At 70.8% G+C, this 18,634-nt stretch carries 12 protein-coding genes and 3 tRNA genes; 7 read left to right on the forward strand and 8 right to left on the reverse strand.

Features of this window, described 5'->3' with window-relative positions:
• The first annotated feature begins 9 nt into the window (after window positions 1-9).
• Entirely contained in the window at window positions 10-1,314 is a 1,305-nt protein-coding gene (locus B072_RS0115985) for a phospholipase D-like domain-containing protein (RefSeq protein WP_026245887.1), read from the forward strand.
• A 430-nt stretch (window positions 1,315-1,744) separates the two neighbouring features.
• On the opposite strand, the gene B072_RS0115990 is transcribed toward B072_RS0115985, so the two are convergent.
• From B072_RS0115990 to B072_RS0116000, 3 genes are all read right to left on the reverse strand, one after another.
• A tRNA-Ile gene (locus tag B072_RS0115990) sits at window positions 1,745-1,818 on the reverse strand.
• A 175-nt stretch (window positions 1,819-1,993) separates the two neighbouring features.
• Window positions 1,994-2,066, reverse strand: a tRNA-Asn gene (locus tag B072_RS0115995).
• 5 nt (window positions 2,067-2,071) lie between these two features.
• Window positions 2,072-2,144: transfer RNA gene (locus B072_RS0116000), tRNA-Asn, on the reverse strand.
• Between the two features lie 190 nt (window positions 2,145-2,334).
• On the opposite strand from B072_RS0116000, the gene B072_RS0116005 reads away from it, so the two are divergent.
• From B072_RS0116005 to B072_RS0116020, 4 genes are all read left to right on the forward strand, one after another.
• Window positions 2,335-2,637, forward strand: coding sequence for a YtxH domain-containing protein (locus B072_RS0116005; protein WP_026245888.1), 303 nt, complete (start codon window positions 2,335-2,337; stop codon window positions 2,635-2,637).
• A 38-nt stretch (window positions 2,638-2,675) separates the two neighbouring features.
• A complete protein-coding gene (locus tag B072_RS0116010; RefSeq protein ID WP_078506444.1) occupies window positions 2,676-4,106 on the forward strand; it encodes a xylulokinase in 1,431 nt (476 codons plus the stop codon).
• 157 nt (window positions 4,107-4,263) lie between these two features.
• The gene (locus tag B072_RS0116015; protein WP_018530973.1) at window positions 4,264-6,003 is read left to right on the forward strand and encodes an ABC transporter ATP-binding protein; all 1,740 of its coding nucleotides are present in this window, start codon (window positions 4,264-4,266) and stop codon (window positions 6,001-6,003) included.
• The gene (locus tag B072_RS0116020; protein ID WP_043244061.1) at window positions 6,003-7,931 is read left to right on the forward strand and encodes an ABC transporter ATP-binding protein; all 1,929 of its coding nucleotides are present in this window, start codon (window positions 6,003-6,005) and stop codon (window positions 7,929-7,931) included. Before B072_RS0116015 ends, B072_RS0116020 begins: the two co-directional genes overlap by 1 nt.
• A 122-nt stretch (window positions 7,932-8,053) precedes the next feature.
• On the opposite strand, the gene B072_RS0116025 is transcribed toward B072_RS0116020, so the two are convergent.
• The 5 genes from B072_RS0116025 to B072_RS0116045 all read right to left on the reverse strand — a co-directional run bounded on the left by B072_RS0116025 (window position 8,054) and on the right by B072_RS0116045 (window position 15,460).
• Window positions 8,054-9,376: an RNA polymerase sigma factor gene (locus B072_RS0116025; RefSeq protein WP_018530975.1), complete on the reverse strand. Its 1,323-nt coding sequence runs from the start codon at window positions 9,374-9,376 to the stop codon at window positions 8,054-8,056.
• Window positions 9,377-9,868: 492 nt separating this feature from the next.
• A complete protein-coding gene (gene dnaG / locus B072_RS0116030; RefSeq protein WP_026245890.1) occupies window positions 9,869-11,767 on the reverse strand; it encodes a DNA primase in 1,899 nt (632 codons plus the stop codon).
• A gap of 44 nt (window positions 11,768-11,811) precedes the next feature.
• Window positions 11,812-13,089 carry an NAD(P)/FAD-dependent oxidoreductase gene (locus B072_RS0116035; protein WP_018530977.1) on the reverse strand — a complete coding sequence of 426 codons (1,278 nt, stop codon included), beginning with the start codon at window positions 13,087-13,089 and terminating at the stop codon, window positions 11,812-11,814.
• Between the two features lie 152 nt (window positions 13,090-13,241).
• Complete coding sequence (locus B072_RS0116040; protein WP_018530978.1) at window positions 13,242-14,528, reverse strand: deoxyguanosinetriphosphate triphosphohydrolase; 1,287 nt, start codon at window positions 14,526-14,528, stop codon at window positions 13,242-13,244.
• Window positions 14,529-14,572: 44 nt separating this feature from the next.
• Window positions 14,573-15,460, reverse strand: coding sequence for a sirohydrochlorin chelatase (locus B072_RS0116045; protein WP_018530979.1), 888 nt, complete (start codon window positions 15,458-15,460; stop codon window positions 14,573-14,575).
• Between the two features lie 160 nt (window positions 15,461-15,620).
• Here B072_RS0116045 and B072_RS0116050 point away from each other — a divergent pair, with 160 nt between their 5' ends.
• Both B072_RS0116050 and B072_RS0116055 read left to right on the forward strand, forming a co-directional pair.
• Window positions 15,621-16,292, forward strand: a complete 672-nt coding sequence (locus tag B072_RS0116050; protein ID WP_043244063.1) for a SanA/YdcF family protein — start codon at window positions 15,621-15,623, stop codon at window positions 16,290-16,292.
• 115 nt (window positions 16,293-16,407) lie between these two features.
• Entirely contained in the window at window positions 16,408-18,543 is a 2,136-nt protein-coding gene (locus tag B072_RS0116055) for a molybdopterin oxidoreductase family protein (RefSeq protein ID WP_051127195.1), read from the forward strand.
• The last annotated feature ends 91 nt before the right edge of the window (window positions 18,544-18,634 follow it).

Consider the following 18,634-nt stretch of genomic DNA (forward strand, 5'->3'; position numbering starts at 1 on the left):
GGCACTCTCATGAAGCGAACACTCACATTGATCACCGCGCTGGCCCTCACCGCGCTGACCCCGACCACCGCGCAGGCGGCCGTCAAGCAGGCCGAGTCTCCGCTCAGCTGCGAGTCTCGGACGTTCACCTCAACACCGGGCCCGCAGTTCAGCGACCCCGAGGACCCCGACGCCCAGATGAACATCATGGGACCCATCATCGCGTCCATCAACAGCGCTGGTTGCGGGCAGACCATACGCGTCGCCATGTACTCGATAGGCAACACGCAGCCGGGCCCGGACTTCGCAGCCGCCCTGATCGCCGCACACCAGCGCGGTGTCATCGTCAAGGCACTGATGGACTCCCACAGCGACAACGCCGTATGGCAGTCGATGGTCGCCGAACTGGGCAACGACCCACAAGCCGAAAGCTTCGCCGCGCTGTGCCCGGGCGGCTGCCTGACCCACTTCTCCGGCTCCGCCCTGCACGCGAAGTACTACATGCTCAGCGGCGGGAGCGACGCGAACAGGACGGTGACGGTCAGCAGCGCCAACCCCACCTCCGCCCAGGCCAACACGGCATGGAACAGTGCCGCCACCGTCAAGGGCAACGTCGACCTGTACAACTCCTATCTCCGCTACTTCACAGCCATGTCCAAGGGGGCACTGGGCGGCCCGGGCCCGCTGGTGCCCGACTACTACAACTCCGACAGCGGCCTGGCCGCCCGAAAACTGTACCCAGCCTCCTACCAGTGGCCCAAGGCACGCGACAGAAGCGACACCTGGGTCGACTTCCTGAACAACGTCAAGGCGCCCGCCACGATCAACCTCGCCATGTTCGAGTGGACCTCTCACGGTGAACCGGGCGACCGGAACTACCTGGAGCTGCCGAAGAAGCTCGTCAGTCTGGCAGGAACTGGCGTCAAGATCCACATACTCTTCACCGCCGGCATGGTTGATGACAGCGTGCAGGACTACCTGAAGGACCAGCCGAACATCGACGTGCACGACACCACCCGCGGCACCGACGCGAACGGCAACGCCCTGCATTACACACACGACAAATACATGCTGGTCAGCGGAGGTTACGCGAGTGCGTCCGACACCAGAATCGTGTTCGTCGGCTCCTCAAACTGGACGAGCAACGGCATCTGGCACAACGACGAGTCGGACCTGCAGTTCATCGGCCAGTCCGACTACGACGCGTTCATGACGGACTGGCAGAGTCAGTACAACCGCTGCTGCAACACCGCGGCGCGGAAGCTGGGCGCCGAGAAGCGCGCCGAGGAGACGGCACCCGAGATTCCGGTCGACCCGGCACAGGCCCTGGAGTAGGCAGTCCCGGTCCCCACCAGCCGATCACGTGCAGAACCCTGCCGTGAGGCCGTTGCGCAAGCGCCGACATCCGAACGCGCACAGCATCACGATCGGCAGCGCCCTGGGGACGACAAGGGCAAGGGCAAGGGCAGTAGGGCCGGGACGTCGCCGCCGTCCCGGCCCTGCCGGAACGTCCACCCGACGACACCCGACACAGTCACACAATCCGAGATAATGTGCGGCGTGTCACACGAGGGAGACGTGGGAGCGCCGTGGGATGATCACAACGGCACCACGTCGAAGCCGAACCGAAAACCGCAGCTCAGCACGGTTGCTGCACAACGCATCCCATCGACGGCGCCCGCCCCACCACACACGTGGGAGGCGAGCGCCACACGGAAATCACCCCATAATCCGCGTTTTCGCAGGTCAAAAGGTTTTTCCACTGTGGGGCGGGTGGGACTCGAACCCACGGCCGACGGATTATGAGTCCGCTGCTCTAACCGGCTGAGCTACCGCCCCTTACGGCGCGCCGCGCACATTTGTGCGCGCCGTCTGCCGCAGCATAGCCGCTCATACGATCTCCTGCCTCGGATGGTTCGGCTCTGCACGACCTTGAGGACTCCCGGCGCGCGCACATGGTTCCACCAGGCACGAAAAAGCCCCCCGGAGTGGACTCCGAGGGGCTTGTTCACAGCTCTCCCGACTGGACTCGAACCAGTAACCTGCCGGTTAACAGCCGGCTGCTCTGCCAATTGAGCTACAGGAGATCGAGCTCCCCCGACTGGACTCGAACCAGTAACCTGCCGGTTAACAGCCGGCTGCTCTGCCAATTGAGCTACAGGGGAATGCTTGATTGCTTCGAACGCACCTACCCGGGTACTTGCCAGGCGGCGTGCGCTCGCTGCGACACATACATTAGCGCAAGCAGGGGGGTGCTCCGCCAATCGGTATCCCCCCGGCGATCATCAGGCTCCGCGATGACCGCCACGAGGATCGCCACGACCACGACGCCTCACTTCGGAAAGGGTGGCCGACATGCGCTACCGGCTCACATTCATCGCCGGTCTGGCCCTGGGTTACGTGCTGGGGACGAGGGCCGGGCGCGAGCGGTACGAGAAGCTCAAGAAGACCGCCCGGGAGATCTCCCAGAACCCGGCCGTGCGCAACACCGCGGAGTCCGCCGCGCAGCAGACGCGCGAGTACGCGGGCAAGGCGTTCCACTCGGTGAGCGCGAAGGTGGAGAGCAAGGTTCCGGACTCGGTGGCCGACCGGGTGCGGTCGTTGCGGGAGCGCGGCGGCGGCCCCGAGGACGACGACTGGGGCACCAGTAACACCTGACGGCACGCTCGCGCGGGTGGTACGGCAGAATTTCAGGCATGGGGATAGTCGCCGGGCTGGACAGTTCGCCCGATTTCACGCGCATCGTGGTTTGTGACGCGGACACCGGGGCCGTGCTCCGGCAGGGGTACGCCCCGCATCCGCTGGAGACGCCGGAGGGCGGCGGACGGCCCTCCGACGTCGATCCCCAGGCCTGGCTGCTCTCGCTCGGCGAGGCGGCCGGCGGTGGACTCCTCGAAGGCGTGCAGGCCATCGGGGTCTCGTCGCAGCAGAACGCGCTGGTGCCGCTGGACTCCCAGGGCAACACCGTGCGCCCGGCCCTGGTGGGCGGCGACAAGCGGGCGCAGGCCGCGGCCGCGGATCTGATCGACCGGCTCGGCTCGCGCGAGGCGTGGGCCGAGGCCGTGGGCTGCGTACCGCAGGCGGCGCAGCCGGTCACCAAGCTGCGCTGGATGGCGCGCGCCGAGCCGGAGAACGCGCGGCGTGTGGCCTTCCTCATGCAGGCGCACGACTGGCTGGTGTGGCAGCTCCTCGGCCGCCCGACCCGGCGGACCACCGACCGGGGCGGGGCCTCGGGGACCGGGTACTGGTCCGCGGCCACCGGCTCCTGGCGGCCCGACCTGGTGGAGACGGCGCTCGGGCAGCGGGCCGCGCTCCCCGAGGTGCTCGGCCCCGGCGACGCGGCCGGGACCACCCCCGAGGGGCTGATCATCTCGGCCGGGACAGGGGAGACCATGGCCGCCGCGTTCGGCCTCGGGGTCTCCCCCGGCGACGCCGTCGTCTCGCTCGGCGCCTCCGGGTCCGTGATGGCCGTGCACCACGAGGCGCTGGTGGACTCCAGCGGCTCCATTACGTCGCTCGCCGACGCGACCGGGATGCATCTGCCGGTGGTGCATACGTTGAACGCGGTACGGACGTTGCGGGGAACGGCCGAGATGCTGGGGCTCGACGGGGGCCCGGAAGAGCTGTCCGAGCTCGCCATGAAGTCGACGCCGGGCGCCCACGGTCTCGTACTGCTGCCGTATCTGGAGGGCGAGAAGACGCCGAATCTGCCGCACACGGCGGGGACGCTGAGCGGGCTGCGGCGGGAGTCGATGAAGCCGGAGCACCTGGCGCGGGCCGCCTTCGAGGGCATGCTGTGCGGGCTCGCCGACGCCATGGACGTGCTGCGCGGGCGCGGCGTCGAGGTGCGGCGGGTGTTCCTGCTCGGGGCCGCTGCCGAGCTGCAGGCCGTGCAGGCCGTGGCGCCGATGCTGTTCGGCACGCAGGTCGTGGTGCCGCAGCCCGCGGACTACGCGGCGATCGGTGCGGCCCGGCAGGCCGCGTGGGCGATGTCCGGCCAGTTGCCGATGTGGCAGGGCGCGGCCACCCAGGTCTTCGAGCCGGGCGAGGAGCTGCCGGTGGGGCAGGCGGTGCGCCAGCAGTTCCGGGCGGTGCGGGAGCAGATACATCCCGGGGCGTTCGCGTAGCGACTCGATCCGGTCTTTGAGCTCTCTTGGGTTAATCGGTTGAGGTAACGCGGGTGGAGTGTCCGACGATAGGGGTCCATGCGTCTGCGTTTCGGCGAAGGCGCGTCCCCCTCCCCAACCGCTCACACTCCAGATCGCCGACCACGAGAGACCGAGCGTGCTCATACGACTCCTGCGGACCCATCTCAGTCCGTACAAGAAACCCATCGGGCTGCTGGTGCTGCTGCAGTTCCTGCAGACCTGCGCCGCGCTGTATCTGCCCACTCTGAACGCGGACATCATTGACAACGGTGTCGTCAACGGCGACACCGGCTACATCCTGACCTACGGCGCCGCGATGCTCGGCGTCACCGTCGTCCAGGTCGTCTGCAACACCGGTGCCGTGTTCTTCGGCGCCCGGACCGCCGCCGCCGTCGGGCGCGATGTGCGGGCCGGGATCTTCGACCGGGTGCAGTCCTTCTCCGCCCGCGAGGTCGGCCATTTCGGGGCGCCCTCGCTGATCACCCGCACCACGAACGACGTGCAGCAGATCCAGATGCTGGTGCTGATGGGCTTCACGCTCATGGTGTCCGCGCCGATCATGTGCGTCGGCGGTGTGATCATGGCGCTCGGTCTCGACGTGCCGCTGTCGGGCGTGCTGCTCGCCGTGCTGCCCGTCATGGCGATCGTGCTGTCGCTGATCATCCGCAGGATGCGGCCGCTGTTCCGGTCCATGCAGACCAAGCTGGACACCGTGAACCGGGTGCTGCGCGAGCAGATCACCGGCAACCGCGTCATCCGTGCCTTCGTGCGGGACGACTTCGAGAAGGGGCGGTTCGGCGAGGCCAACCGCGATCTGACCGAGACCTCGCTGGCCACCGGCCGGATCATGGCGCTGATGTTCCCGTTCGTGATGACGATCGTGAACGTCGCGTCCATCGCCGTGGTGTGGTTCGGCGCGCACCGGATCAACAGCGGCGGCATGCAGATCGGTGACCTCACCGCGTTCCTCGCGTACCTCATGCAGATCGTGATGAGCGTCATGATGGCCACCTTCATGTTCATGCAGGTGCCGCGCGCCGAGGTGTGTGCCGAGCGCGTCCAGGAGGTGCTCTCGACCGAGTCGAGCGTCGTACCGCCCGACGAGGCCTCGTCCGTACGCGAGCTGCGGCGGCACGGGCACCTGGAGATCCGGGGCGCCGACTTCGGTTACCCGGGCGCCGAGGAGCCGGTGCTGCGGTCCGTGGACCTGGTGGCGCGGCCCGGGGAGACCACCGCGATCATCGGCTCGACCGGCAGCGGCAAGTCGACGCTGCTGGGGCTCGTACCGCGGCTCTACGACACCACCGCCGGCGTCGTGTACGTGGACGGGGAGGACGTCCGCGGGATCGACCCGGTGCTGATGGCGAGGACCGTGGGACTCGTGCCGCAGAAGCCGTACCTGTTCTCCGGGACGGTCGCCTCGAACCTTCGGTACGGGCGGCCCGACGCGACGGACGAGGACCTGTGGCACGCCCTCGAAGTGGCGCAGGCCAAGGACTTCGTGAGCAGGCTGGAGGGCGGCCTCGACGCGCCCATCGCCCAGGGCGGGACGAACGTCTCCGGTGGTCAGCGCCAGCGCCTGGCCATCGCGCGCACGCTCGTGCAGCGGCCGGAGATCTACCTCTTCGACGACTCGTTCTCCGCGCTCGACTACGCCACCGACGCGGCGCTGCGCCGGGCGCTCGGCAACGAGACCGCAGAGGCGACCGTGGTGATCGTGGCGCAGCGGGTCGCGACGATCCGGGACGCCGACTGCATCGTCGTCCTCGACGAGGGCCGCGTCGTCGGCACCGGCCGCCACCACGAGCTGATGGCGGACAACGAGACGTACCGGGAGATCGTCCTCTCCCAGCTGACGGAAGCGGAGGCCGCCTGATGAGCGGGCCGATGGCGGCGCGGATGGCGGCCGGTGCGCCCGGTTCGCGCTCGATGGACTTCAAGAACTCCGGCAAGCGGCTGTTGAAGCGGCTCGCCGCGCACCGCGCCTCAGTGGTGAGCGTGCTGATCGCCGTGGTGATCAGTGTGGGTCTGTCGGTGGTCGGGCCGAAGATCCTCGGTCACGCCACCGACCTGCTGTTCGGCGGGATCGTCGGCGGGCAGATGGAGCCGGGCCAGACCAAGGAGCAGGTCATCGAGGGCCTGCGGGCCAAGGGTGACGGCGGGATGGCCGACATGCTCGGCGGCGTCGACTTCACCCCCGGCCAGGGCGTGGACTTCGACGCGATCGGGCAGGTGCTGCTGCTCGCGCTCGCCGTGTTCGCGGTGGCCGGTTTCTCGATGATGATCGGCACCCGGCTCGCCAACCGGGCCATCAACCTGGCCGTGGCGAAGCTGCGCGGGGACATGCAGGCGAAGCTGCAGCGCCTTCCGCTGTCGTACTACGACCAGCAGAAGCGCGGCGAGGTGCTGAGCCGGGCGACCAACGACATCGACAACATAGGGCAGACGCTGCAGCAGACGATGGGGCAGATGCTCAACTCGCTGCTGACCATCATCGGCGTCCTCGTGATGATGTTCTGGATCTCCTGGCTGCTCGCGCTGGTCGCGCTGGTGACGGTGCCGCTGTCGGTGTTCGTCGCGGCGAAGGTCGGCAAGCGGTCGCAGCCGCAGTTCGTGCAGCAGTGGAAGACCACGGGTGTGCTGAACGCGCACATCGAGGAGATGTACACCGGCCACACGCTGGTGAAGGTGTTCGGGCGGCAGAAGGAGTCGGCGGAGCAGTTCGCCGAGCAGAACGAGGCGTTGTACGAGGCCTCGTTCAAGGCGCAGTTCAACAGCGGCATCATGCAGCCGCTGATGTTCTTCATCTCCAACCTGAACTATGTGCTCGTGGCGGTGGTGGGCGGTCTGCGGGTGGCCAGCGGCTCGTTGTCCATCGGTGATGTGCAGGCCTTCATCCAGTACTCCCGGCAGTTCTCGATGCCGCTGACGCAGGTCGCCTCGATGGCGAACCTGGTGCAGTCGGGTGTCGCCTCCGCCGAACGGATCTTCGAACTCCTCGACGCCGACGAGCAGTCGACCGACCCGGTGCCGGGCGAGAAGCCGCGGAACCTGCGCGGGCACGTGGAGTTCGAGCACGTCGCCTTCCGCTACCAGAAGGACAAGCCGCTCATCGAGGACCTCTCCCTCACGGCGGAGCCGGGTCACACGGTGGCCATCGTGGGGCCGACGGGGGCCGGCAAGACCACCCTCGTCAATCTGCTGCTGCGGTTCTACGACGTCACCGGCGGGCGCATCACGCTCGACGGGGTCGACATCGCGAAGATGTCGCGCGACGAGCTGCGGGCCGGCATCGGCATGGTGCTGCAGGACACCTGGCTGTTCGGCGGGACCATCGCGGAGAACATCGCCTACGGCGCCGCGAAGGACGCGTCGCGGGAGGATGTCGAGGCCGCGGCGAAGGCCGCGCACGCCGACCGGTTCATCCGGACCCTGCCGGAGGGGTACGACACCGTGATCGACGACGAGGGCACGGGGGTGAGCGCGGGTGAGAAGCAGCTCATCACGATCGCCCGGGCGTTCCTGTCGGACCCGGTGATCCTCGTCCTCGACGAGGCGACCAGTTCGGTCGACACCCGGACCGAGGTGCTGATCCAGAAGGCCATGGCGCGGCTCGCCGCCGGGCGGACGTCGTTCGTCATCGCGCACCGTCTTTCGACGATCCGCGATGCCGACACGATTCTGGTCATGGAGAACGGGGCGATCGTCGAGCAGGGCTCGCACGATGCGCTGGTCGCCTCCGGCGGGGCGTATCAGCGGTTGTACGAGGCCCAGTTCGCGCAGGCCGTGGCTGAGGTCGACTGATCGCCGCAGGGGCGTGGGGGCTTGTCGGGTGCCGGCCGTGTGTGGCTGGTCGCGCCCACGCGGCGGAGCCGCACATCGACACAGCCCCGCGCCCCTGAAGGCGCCCCTTCGGGGCTGCCTTCCTAGTCCAGGTAGCCGCGCAGCTGGTCGGCGAAGGCGTGGTCCCTGAGTTTGTTCAGGGTCTTCGACTCGATCTGGCGGATGCGTTCGCGGGTGACGCCGAAGATGCGGCCGATCTCCTCCAGGGTGCGGGGGCGGCCGTCGGCGAGGCCGTAGCGGAGCTGGACCACTTTGCGTTCGCGTTCGCCGAGGGTGGAGAGGACCGCCTCCAGGTGCTCGCGCAGCAGGAGGAACGCCGCGGACTCCACGGGGCTCGTCGCGTCGCCGTCCTCGATCAGGTCGCCGAGTGCCACGTCGTCCTCCTCGCCCACCGGGGCGTGGAGCGAGACCGGTTCCTGGGCGAGGCGCAGGACTTCGCTGACCCGCTCGTGGGGCAGGTCGAGGTGGGCGGCGACTTCCTCGGGGGTCGGTTCGTAGCCGCGTTCCTGCAGCATGCGGCGCTGGACGCGGACCACCCGGTTGATGAGCTCCACCACGTGGACCGGGACCCGGATCGTCCGCGCCTGGTCGGCGAGGGCGCGGCTCATGGCCTGGCGGATCCACCAGGTGGCGTACGTCGAGAACTTGTAGCCGCGGGCGTAGTCGAACTTCTCGACCGCCCGGATCAGGCCGAGGTTTCCCTCCTGGACCAGGTCGAGCATGGTCAGGCCGCGGCCCACGTAGCGCTTGGCGACGGAGACGACGAGGCGCAGGTTCGCCTCGATCAGGCGGCGCTTGGCCATCCGGCCGAGTACCACCAAACGGTCCAGGTCCAGGGCGAGTTGGGAGTCCAGATCGCCGGACCTGGTGAGTTTCTCCTCGGCGAACAGGCCCGCTTCGACGCGCCGCGCCAGGTCCACTTCCTCGGCGGCGGTGAGCAGTTGGATGCGGCCGATCTCGCGCAGGTACTGGCGGAACAGGTCGGACGAGGGGCCGCTGGTGTCGGCGCGGGCGCCGCGCACCGGCTCGGGCGGGTCGACGGACTCCGGGCGCTCCGGGGTCCGGGGGGACTCGGGCGCCGGGGGTTCGTCCGAGGTCACGGGCTCGGCGGTGTCGGACTCGGGGTGGTGCGTGGCGCGGCTCTGTGGCGGGACCGTGGTCAGGACGTCGCCGTCCGCGGTATCGGAACGGGGTTCCGGATCGGTCAGGGCCTGCGCTGTGCTGTCGCTCTGACTGAGGGTCTGGGTCTGCACGGGGGCGACCTCCAAGGTGATCGCATCTGAGGCGTGCGGCAGGGGGGCGGGAACGGCTGCTTCGCCGTTGCCCGTCCCGTACGCGATGAGCGGAACCGCGGGGGTGTCGGACCCGTTGTCCGGGTTCCAGCCGCGCTCCGAGGACTCAGGCACCGCAACCCAGTGTGGAGTACGACACAGTGCCGCCACGAGGGGCGTGCGATGACTTTCTGAGTCCGGTGCGTGACCGCACGGTTACCGAGCTGTACGAGTGCCCGCGCTTCCCGGTCCCGAACGGTGACAAACGGCGCGGGGATGTAGTGAGGGTTGTGCGCCTCGTGAGGGTGCGCTTGCGGCGCGGGCCAGGGTCAGCCCCGTCAGGGTGCGCTTGGATCGCGGGCCAGGGTCAGCCCCGTCAGGGGCGCGGGGAACTGCGCGCTCAGCCCCCACCGGGCGATCAGCCGCGTACGGCGCTGTACGGGCCGCCCGATGAAGCGCTCACCCCGCGCCGGGGTGCCGCCTTGCCCACCCTGCCGCCCAATGGGGTCTCCCCTGCTCGAGCGAAGTTCGAGAGCTTGGGGAAGGCAGATTGCCCAAGGCGATGGGCGCAGCCCGAAATGGGGGGCGCAGCCCAAGGCGGCGGCGACCCGGGCCGAGGCGGCGGAGCTAGAGCGCGTCCGCGCCGCGCTCCCGGAGGGCCTGGTCGTACTGTTGGAGGACCCACAACTCGTTCTGGACCGCAGCGAGTTGGGCCGGGTCGCCCGCCGAGTGGAGGCGGGTGAACGTGCCCTGGACGTCGCGGATGCGGCGCTCCACGGCACGTCGGCGCACGGTGACGAGCTGCATGTCCGCGTAGGCCTGGTCGACGGTCTTGCGGTGGATGGCCTCGACGGCCAGCTCGGTGACCATCGCGCGCACGGCGTCGTCGGGCGCGGCCTCACGGACCGCGACGAGGTAGGCGTGCGCGTCGTGCACACCCTGCTCGGCGCCGCCCGCGTCCAGGATGGCGGAGCGCACGGCGGCGTAGGGCGCGGCGGTGAACTCGTCGATGCCGTACGCGTCGAACGTGGGCGACACCAGGTCCGGGTTCTGCAGCGCCAGCTTGAGCAGTTCGCGCTCGGTGGTGAACACCGGGTTGCGCAGGGTCAGGGCGGGGCCTCCGAACGCGTGCGGGGAGGCGCCCATCGGAGCGGCCTGCGCGGAGCGGTCCGGCGCCGGGCCCTTGCCGCCCCGGTCACGGGCCCAACGGGCCAGCTGCGCAACCCGCTTGACGACGAACTGGGTGTCGAGGATGCCGAGCATGCCGGCGAGCTGGACGGCGACCTCGTGCTGGGCGCCGCTGTTCTTGATGCGGGCGACGATCGGCGCGGCCTCGTCGAGGGCCGAGGCGCGGCCCGCCGGGGTCTCCAGGTCGTAGCGCGAGACGATCTGACGCAGCGCGAACTCGAAGAGCGGGGTGCGGGGTTCGACCAGGTCGGCGACGGCCTCGTCGCCCTTGGCGAGGCGCAGGTCGCACGGGTCCATGTTGTCCGGGGCGATCGCGATGTACGTCTCGGCGGCGAACTTCTGGTCGTCCTCGAAGGCGCGCAGGGCCGCCTTCTGGCCGGCCGCGTCGCCGTCGAAGGTGAAGATCACCCGCGCCGATCCGTTGTCCATGAGCAGGCGGCGCAGGATCTTGATGTGGTCGCCGCCGAAGGCGGTGCCGCAGGTGGCGATGGCCGTGGTGACGCCCGCGAGGTGGCAGGCCATGACGTCCGTGTAGCCCTCGACGACGACGGCGCGGGACGACTTGGCGATGTCCTTCTTCGCGAGGTCGATGCCGTAGAGGACCTGGGACTTCTTGTAGATCGGGGTCTCTGGGGTGTTCAGGTACTTCGGCCCGTTGTCGTCCTCGCGCAGGCGGCGGGCGCCGAAGCCGACGACCTCGCCGCCGATGTCGCGGATCGGCCACATCAGACGGCCGCGGAACCGGTCGATGGGCCCTCGGCGGCCTTCCTGGGAGAGGCCGGAGAGGGTCAGTTCCTTGTCGCTGAAGCCCTTGCCGCGCAGGTACCGGGTGAGGTGGTCCCAGCCCGCCGGGCTGTAGCCGACGCCGAAGTGGGCGGCCGCGGCCTGGTCGAAGCCGCGCTCGGCGAGGAACGCGCGGCCGATCTCGGCTTCCGGGGACTCCAGCTGATCGACGTAGAACTGCGCGGCGACCTTGTGCGCCTCGACCAGGCGGATGCGCTCTCCGCGCTGGTGGGTGGGGTTGTACCCGCCCTCCTCGTAGCGCAGCGTGATGCCCGCCTGGCCGGCCAGGCGCTCGACCGCCTCCGAGAAGGAGAGGTGGTCGATCTTCATCACGAACGTGATGGTGTCGCCGCCTTCCTGGCAGCCGAAGCAGTGGAAGAACCCCTTGCTCGGGCTGACCTGGAAGGACGGGGACTTCTCGTCGTGGAAGGGGCAGAGGCCCTTGAGGTTTCCACCGCCCGCGTTGCGCAGTTGCAGGTACTCGGAGACGACGGCGTCGATCGGGACCGCGTCCCGAACCGCCTTCACGTCCTCGTCATTGATCCTGCCTGCCACGCCAGAATTCTACGGGCAAGGTCTGACACTCCCGTCACCGCGCCTCACTCTCCGGGAAGATCGTCCAGGAGATCGGTGAGCGGAACGCTCGGGTCCGACAGGCGTTCCGTGCCCGGCCGGGCCCCGGAGCGGATCAGTTCCTGGATCGGGTCGGTGACGTCCCACACATTCACGTTCATCCCGGCCAGGACCTGTCCGTCCTTCAGCCAGAACGCGATGAACTCGCGCTTGCCCGCGTCGCCGCGGATCACCACCTGGTCGTAGCTGCCCGGGGGCGCCCAGCCCGAGTACTCCAGGCCCATGTCGTACTGGTCGGAGAAGAAGTAGGGCACGCGGTCGTACGTCACGTCCTGGCCGAGCATGGCGCGGGCCGCGGCCGGGCCGCCGTTCAGCGCGTTCGCCCAGTGCTCGACGCGGAGCCGCTCGGTGTGGTGGGGGTGCTGGAGGGAGGCCACGTCCCCGGCCGCGTAGATGTCCGGGTCCGAGGTGCGCAGCGCCGCGTCGACCGCGATGCCGCCGCCGTGCTCCCGGTCGGCCAGGGTCAGGCCCGCCGCCTCGGCGAGCGCGGTGCGCGGGGCGGCGCCGATCGCGGCGAGCACGTCGTGCGCCGGGTGCTCCTCGCCGTCGTCGGTGAGCGCGGCGAGGACCATGCCGTCCTGGCCGGAGATCTCGGTGAGCCGGGCTCCGAAGTGGAAGCGGACGCCGTGGTCGCTGTGCAGCTCGGTGAAGATCTGGCCGATCTCGGGGCCGAGGACCGCGTGCAGCGGGGTTTCCTCCGGCTCGACGACGGTGACCTCGGCGCCGTACTCGCGGGCGGCGGCGGCGATCTCCAGGCCGATCCAGCCGGCTCCGGCCACGACCAGGTGGCCGTTGTCCCGGCCGAGGGATGCCAGGACGTGCTTCAGGCGCTCGGCGTGGGCGAGGCGGCGCAGGTGGTGGACGCCCGCGAGGTCGGTGCCGGGGATGTCGAGGCGGCGCGGTTCGGCGCCGGTGGCCAGGAGGAGCTTGTCGTAGCCGATGAGCGTCGCGTCGCCCAGGCGCACCGTCTTCGCCTCGCGGTCGATCACGGTCACCGTCTGTCCCAGGTGCAGCTCGATGTCGTGGCTCGCGTACCAGGCCGGTTCGTGGACGAAGACGCTGTCCCGTTCCTCCTTGCCCTGGAGGTAGCCCTTGGACAGGGGCGGCCGTTCGTAGGGGTGGTCCCGTTCGTCGCCGATGAGGATCACTCGCCCGGTGAAACCCTCCGAGCGGAGCGTCTCGGCCGCCTTCGCGCCCGCGAGTCCTCCTCCGACGATGACGAACGTCTGGTCCGCGTCGACCACTTGGTGCCTCCTCGTTGCCATGGCGTCATATGCGAGCGTCCCGCACGGAGCGTAATGCGGGAAGGGGGCATGGCCCGATCAGGGCACCTTTTCCCCGCCTTGCGCTCGATTCGCGCGTACGTTCCGTCACGCCCAGTGGTCGGACGCGGGACTCATGACCGGTCGGCGGTGAGGCTCGCGTGCAGGGAGCGGGCCGAGGCGTCGGTGAGAGAGGCGATCTGGTCGACGATGACGCGCTTCTTGGCGCGGTCGTCGGGCGCGGTGTCGAACAGGGCGCGGAACTGGGGGTCGAGCCCGTCCGGCGCGCGGGCCGTCAGCGCCCGGGCCAGCTCGGCGACCACGATCCGCTGGTCGGCGCGGAGCCGCTCCTGCTGCGGGCGCTGCATCACGTACCGGTCCGCGACCGCCTTGAGTACCGCGCACTCGTGCCGGGCCTCGCGCGGGACGACCAGCTCGGCGTCGTACCGGGTGAGGCGTCCCGTCCCGTACCGCACCCGGGTCGCGCTCTCCGCGGCGAGGCAGAACCGGCCGATGAGCTGGCTGGTGGCGTCCTTGAGGCGGGCCTGCGCGACCGCCGTGCCGTCGTATCCGTGCGGCCACCACTCCTGGTCGAGGAGCCGGTCGAGGGCGGCGGACAGCTCGGCCGGGTCCGTGTCCGCGGGGACGTACCGCCCGATGGCGACCTCGAAGATGTCGGACCGCTCCGGCTCGGCATGCAGCACGTTCGGGTCCAAGTGGCCCGCGTGCAGGCCGTCCTCGAGGTCGTGCACGGAGTACGCGACGTCGTCGGACCAGTCCATGACCTGTGCCTCGAAGCAGGTGCGGCGGCCGGGGGCGCTCTTGCGCAGCCAGTCGAAGACCGGCCGGTCGTCCTCGTAGACCCCGAACTTCACGGACGCCGGGTCCGTGGGGTGCTCGCCGCGCGGCCACGGGTACTTCGTCGCCGCGTCCAGGGCCGCCCTGGTCAGGTTCAGCCCTACGCTGATCAGCTCGCCCGAGCCCTCGGCGCGCACGAAGCGCTTGGGCTCGATGCGGGTGAGGAGCCTGAGCGACTGGGCGTTCCCCTCGAAGCCGCCGCAGTCCTGGGCCACTTCGTTGAGCGCCTGTTCGCCGTTGTGCCCGAAGGGCGGGTGGCCCATGTCGTGCGAGAGGCAGGCCGTCTCGACGAGGTCCGGGTCGCAGCCGAGGGCCGCGCCCAGCTCCCGGCCCACCTGGGCGCACTCCAGGGAGTGGGTCAGCCGGGTGCGCGGGCTCGCGTCCCAGTGCCGGCTCCTGGTGCCCGGGGTGACGACCTGTGTCTTGCCCGCGAGGCGGCGCAGGGCCGCCGAGTGCAGGACCCGGGCCCGGTCGCGCTGGAACGCGGTGCGGCCGGGGCGCTTGTCGGGCTCGGGAGCCCAGCGCTCGGTCGCCCCCTCGTCGTACGTGTTGCTGCCTTCCATGTACTGACAGTAAGGGCACCCGCCGACAATGGAGGGTGATGTGATCAGGCCGACGCGAGGTGACGGGTGAGCGCGGTGTCGGGAGCCGCCGCCCGCGCGGTGTCGTAGCGGTGCAGGACCAGGCGGGCCAGCGCCGGGTGCGTGCCCAGCGGGGCGGCCGCGATCCCGGGTGCGGCCTTCGCGGACTCGGTGGCGAACCGGCCGGGCGCGGTGAAGTACGAGGCGAGCACGGCCCGGTCGCGGCCGCGCGCGGCGAGGGAGCGGACCGCGTCCGTCACGTCGGGCGTCGCGGCGGAGGCGTAGGCGGGGACGACCGGGACGCCGAGGCGCAGGGCGAGGAGTCCGGCGGTGCGGCCGGTGTCGACGGCGGCCTGCGGGTCGCGGGACCCGGCGGCGGCGAGCACGATCCCGGTCCTGCGGCGGGCGCGCTCGGTGAGTCCGTGCTCCGGCCAGCCCGCCTCCACGAGCCGGTCGTGCAGCGCGTCGACGAGCAGCGGGTGCGGGCCGAGGGGCGCGGCGACCCGGGTGAGCAGGTGGCTCGCGGCGTCGGCGGCCGCGGGTATGTCGTGCTTGACGTGGTGGCCTCGGGACAGCAGCAGCGGGACCAGCACGGCGCGTCCGGCGGGCAGGGCGGCGAGGGTGTCGGTGAGGAGCGGCTCGTTCAGCTCGATGTGGCCGAGGCGGACGGTCAGTCCCGGGCGCAGTGCCCGGATCCGCTCCACCAGCTCGGTGACCGTGGCGAGGGCGCCCGGGTCGCGGCTGCCGTGTGCCACGAGCACCAGGGCCGGGGGCCGGGTGCGGCTGCGCAGGGGCCGGTTGCTGAGCTGCGTGCCGAGCTGGTCGCTGATCATGGTGAGGAGTCCCGCCGTGCTCGCCGTGCTGTCGATGTGGGTCGTGCCAGCGTGCGTGGTGCCGTACGACTCATCCGTCATGGAGCGATCCTGCCTGGTGGGGGTTGCCGGGCTGTTGCGGGGTGGTGACGGGTCGTTGCGCGGGGTTCACCGGGCGCTCATGGGCGCCGTGAGCGTGAACCGCAGGGGCCCGGAAGGCGTCCTGTGCCTGCGGAAGCCGCTTTCTGCCCGGAGGTCTCTCATGCGTCTGCCCCGTCCGCGCCTGCCCCGTACCCAGCGGGGCCGGCGACATGCCGTGCAGGCGGTCATGGCGCTGTGCGTGCTGGGGCTGCTGCCCGCGACATGGCTGTTCACGACGACCGGCGACCGGCTGCGGTCGGTGGCGGACGTGCCGCGCACGGACGTGGCGGTGGTGTTCGGGGCGGGCCTGTGGGACGGGGAGCCGTCGCCGTACCTGGCGCACCGCCTCGACGCCGCGGCCGAGCTGTACCGCGCGGGCCGGATCCGCGTCGTCCTCGTCACCGGGGACAACAGCCGCGCCGAGTACGACGAACCGGACGCCATGCGCGCCTATCTGACCCGCCACGGGGTGCCGTCGCGGGCCGTGGTCGGCGACTACGCCGGGTTCGACACCTGGGACTCGTGCGCACGCGCCAAGAAGATCTTCGGCGTCGACCGGGCCGTCCTGGTCACCCAGGGCTTCCACGTCCGCCGGGCGGTGGCGCTGTGCGAGGCCGCGGGCGTCTCCTCGTACGGCGTCGGGGTCGACGAGCCGCACGACGTGACCTGGTACGCGGGCGGGGCGCGCGAGGTGCTGGCCGCGGGCAAGGCGTTCCTCGACGCGACGGTCCGCCCGGACCCGCATTTCCTGGGCGACCGGGAGAACGGTGTGCGCGAGGCGCTGGCACGGTAGGGAGGGGGCGGGCGCCGACCTCACAGGGGCGCCCGTGGCGCGGGGAGGGGCGCGTCCCCGCCGCGTAACCGGCCGGCCCGTCGCCGTGTAACACCGCGCGCGCACGCTGGCCCGTATGCACTCGCCCGCGCGCCCCGCCCCGCCCTCCCCCGCCACCACGGTCGCCTCGACGGCCGCGGTCTCGACGCATTGCCCGTACTGCGCCCTGCAGTGCGGGATGCGGCTCACGCCGGACGCGGCGGCCGGGACGGTGGCGGTGACGGGCCTGCCTGACTTCCCCGTGAACCGCGGGGCGCTGTGCGGCAAGGGGCAGAGCGCCGCCGCCGTGCTCTCCTCCCGGGTGCGGCTGACCGAGCCGCTGGTGCGTGACCCCGCCACCGGACGGCTCGCGCCCGCATCCTGGGAGGAGGCCCTCGACGCGATCGCCGAGGGGATGTCCCGCACGCGTACGGCACATGGCCCGGACGCGTGCGGGATCTTCGGCGGGGGTGGCCTGACCAACGAAAAGGCGTACGCGCTCGGCAAGTTCGCGCGCATCGTGCTCGGCACCTCGCAGATCGACTACAACGGCCGCTTCTGCATGTCGTCGGCCGCGGCGGCCGGGCAGAAGGCGTTCGGGCTCGACCGGGGGCTGCCGTTCCCGCTGGAGGACATTCCGCGCACGGGGTGCGTGATCCTGGTCGGCTCCAACCTCGCGGAGACGATGCCGCCCGCGCTCCGCTATCTCACCGAACTCAGGGAGAACGGCGGCACGTTGATCGTCGTGGACCCGCGCCGCACGCGCACGGCCGAGCAGGCGGATCTGCATCTGGCGCCGCGCCCGGGGACGGATCTCGCGCTGGCGCTCGGCCTGCTGCATCTCGTCGTCGCCGAGGGGCGGGTCGACGAGGAGTACGTACGGGAGCGGACGCGCGGGTGGGAGCGGGCGCGGGCCGGGGTGATGGCGCACTGGCCGGAGTACGTGGAGCGGGTGACGGGCGTTCCTGTCCCTCAACTCCGCGACGCTGTAAGGATGTTCGCCGACGCCGAGAACGCGATGATCCTCACCGCGCGCGGCCCCGAGCAGCACTCCAAGGGGACCGACACGGTCAGCGCGTGGATCAATCTCGCGCTCGCCACCGGACGGCCGGGCACGCCGCTGTCCGGGTACGGCTGTCTGACCGGGCAGGGCAATGGGCAGGGCGGACGCGAACACGGCCAGAAGGCCGACCAGTTGCCGGGGTACCGCAAGCTGACGGACCCGGCGGCGCGGGCGCATGTCGCCGGGGTGTGGGGCGTGGACCCCGACTCCCTTCCGGGGCCCGGCCGTTCGGCGTACGAGCTGCTGGACGCGCTGGGCGGTGACGTACGGGCCCTGCTGGTCATGGCCTCCAACCCGGTGGTGTCCGCGCCACGTGCCGCGCACGTGGAGGAGCGGCTGCGGTCGCTCGACTTCCTGGCCGTGGCGGACGTGGTGCTGTCCGAGACCGCGGAGCTGGCCGACGTGGTCCTGCCGGTGACCCAATGGGCCGAGGAGACGGGCACGTTGACGAATCTGGAGGGGCGGGTGCTGCTGCGGCGGCGGGCGCTCGACCCGCCGCCGGGGGTGCGGTCCGACCTCGACGTGCTGCGCGAACTGACCGCGCGCCTCGAGCCCCACCTCGAGAAGGGGTTCCCGGCCGATCCGGAGGAGGTCTTCGAGGAGCTGCGACGGGCGTCGGCCGGGGGGCCCGCCGACTACGCGGGGATCTCGTACGGGCGTCTCGCCGAGGAGACCGGGGTGTTCTGGCCCGCCCCGGCCCCGGAACACCCGGGCACCCCGCGGCTCTTCCTCGACGGGTTCGCGACGGAGGACGGGCGGGCGCGGTTCGTGCCGGTGACGCATCGCGCCGCCGCGGAGGAGCCGGACGCGGAGTACCCGGTGTACCTGACGACGGGGCGGGTGGTGGCCCAGTACCAGTCGGGGGCGCAGACCCGCCGGGTCGACGAGCTGAACAAGGCGGCGCCGGGGCCGTTCGTGCAGCTGCATCCTCGGCTGGCCGCGCGGCTGGGTGTGGTGGAGGGGGACGAGGTGGCCGTGGTGTCCCGGCGCGGCCGCGCGGTCGCTCCGGCGCGGGTCACCGGGACGATTCGGCCGGACACCGTGTTCATGCCGTTCCACTGGCCCGGGGCGGGGCGGGCCAACTCCCTGACGAATCCGGCCCTCGACCCGACGTCCCGGATGCCGGAGTTCAAGGTCTGCGCGGTACGGGTGGAGCGGGTCGACGGGTGAGGTTGCGGTTCGTTGCCGGCTGCGGCTCTCGTCGTGGCTTCTCGCGCAGTTCCCCGCGCCCCTGATCGCCGTTGACCCAGCGGTTCAGTTC

The organism is Streptomyces sp. HmicA12 (genome assembly GCF_000373565.1).
Lineage (GTDB): Bacteria > Actinomycetota > Actinomycetes > Streptomycetales > Streptomycetaceae > Streptomyces.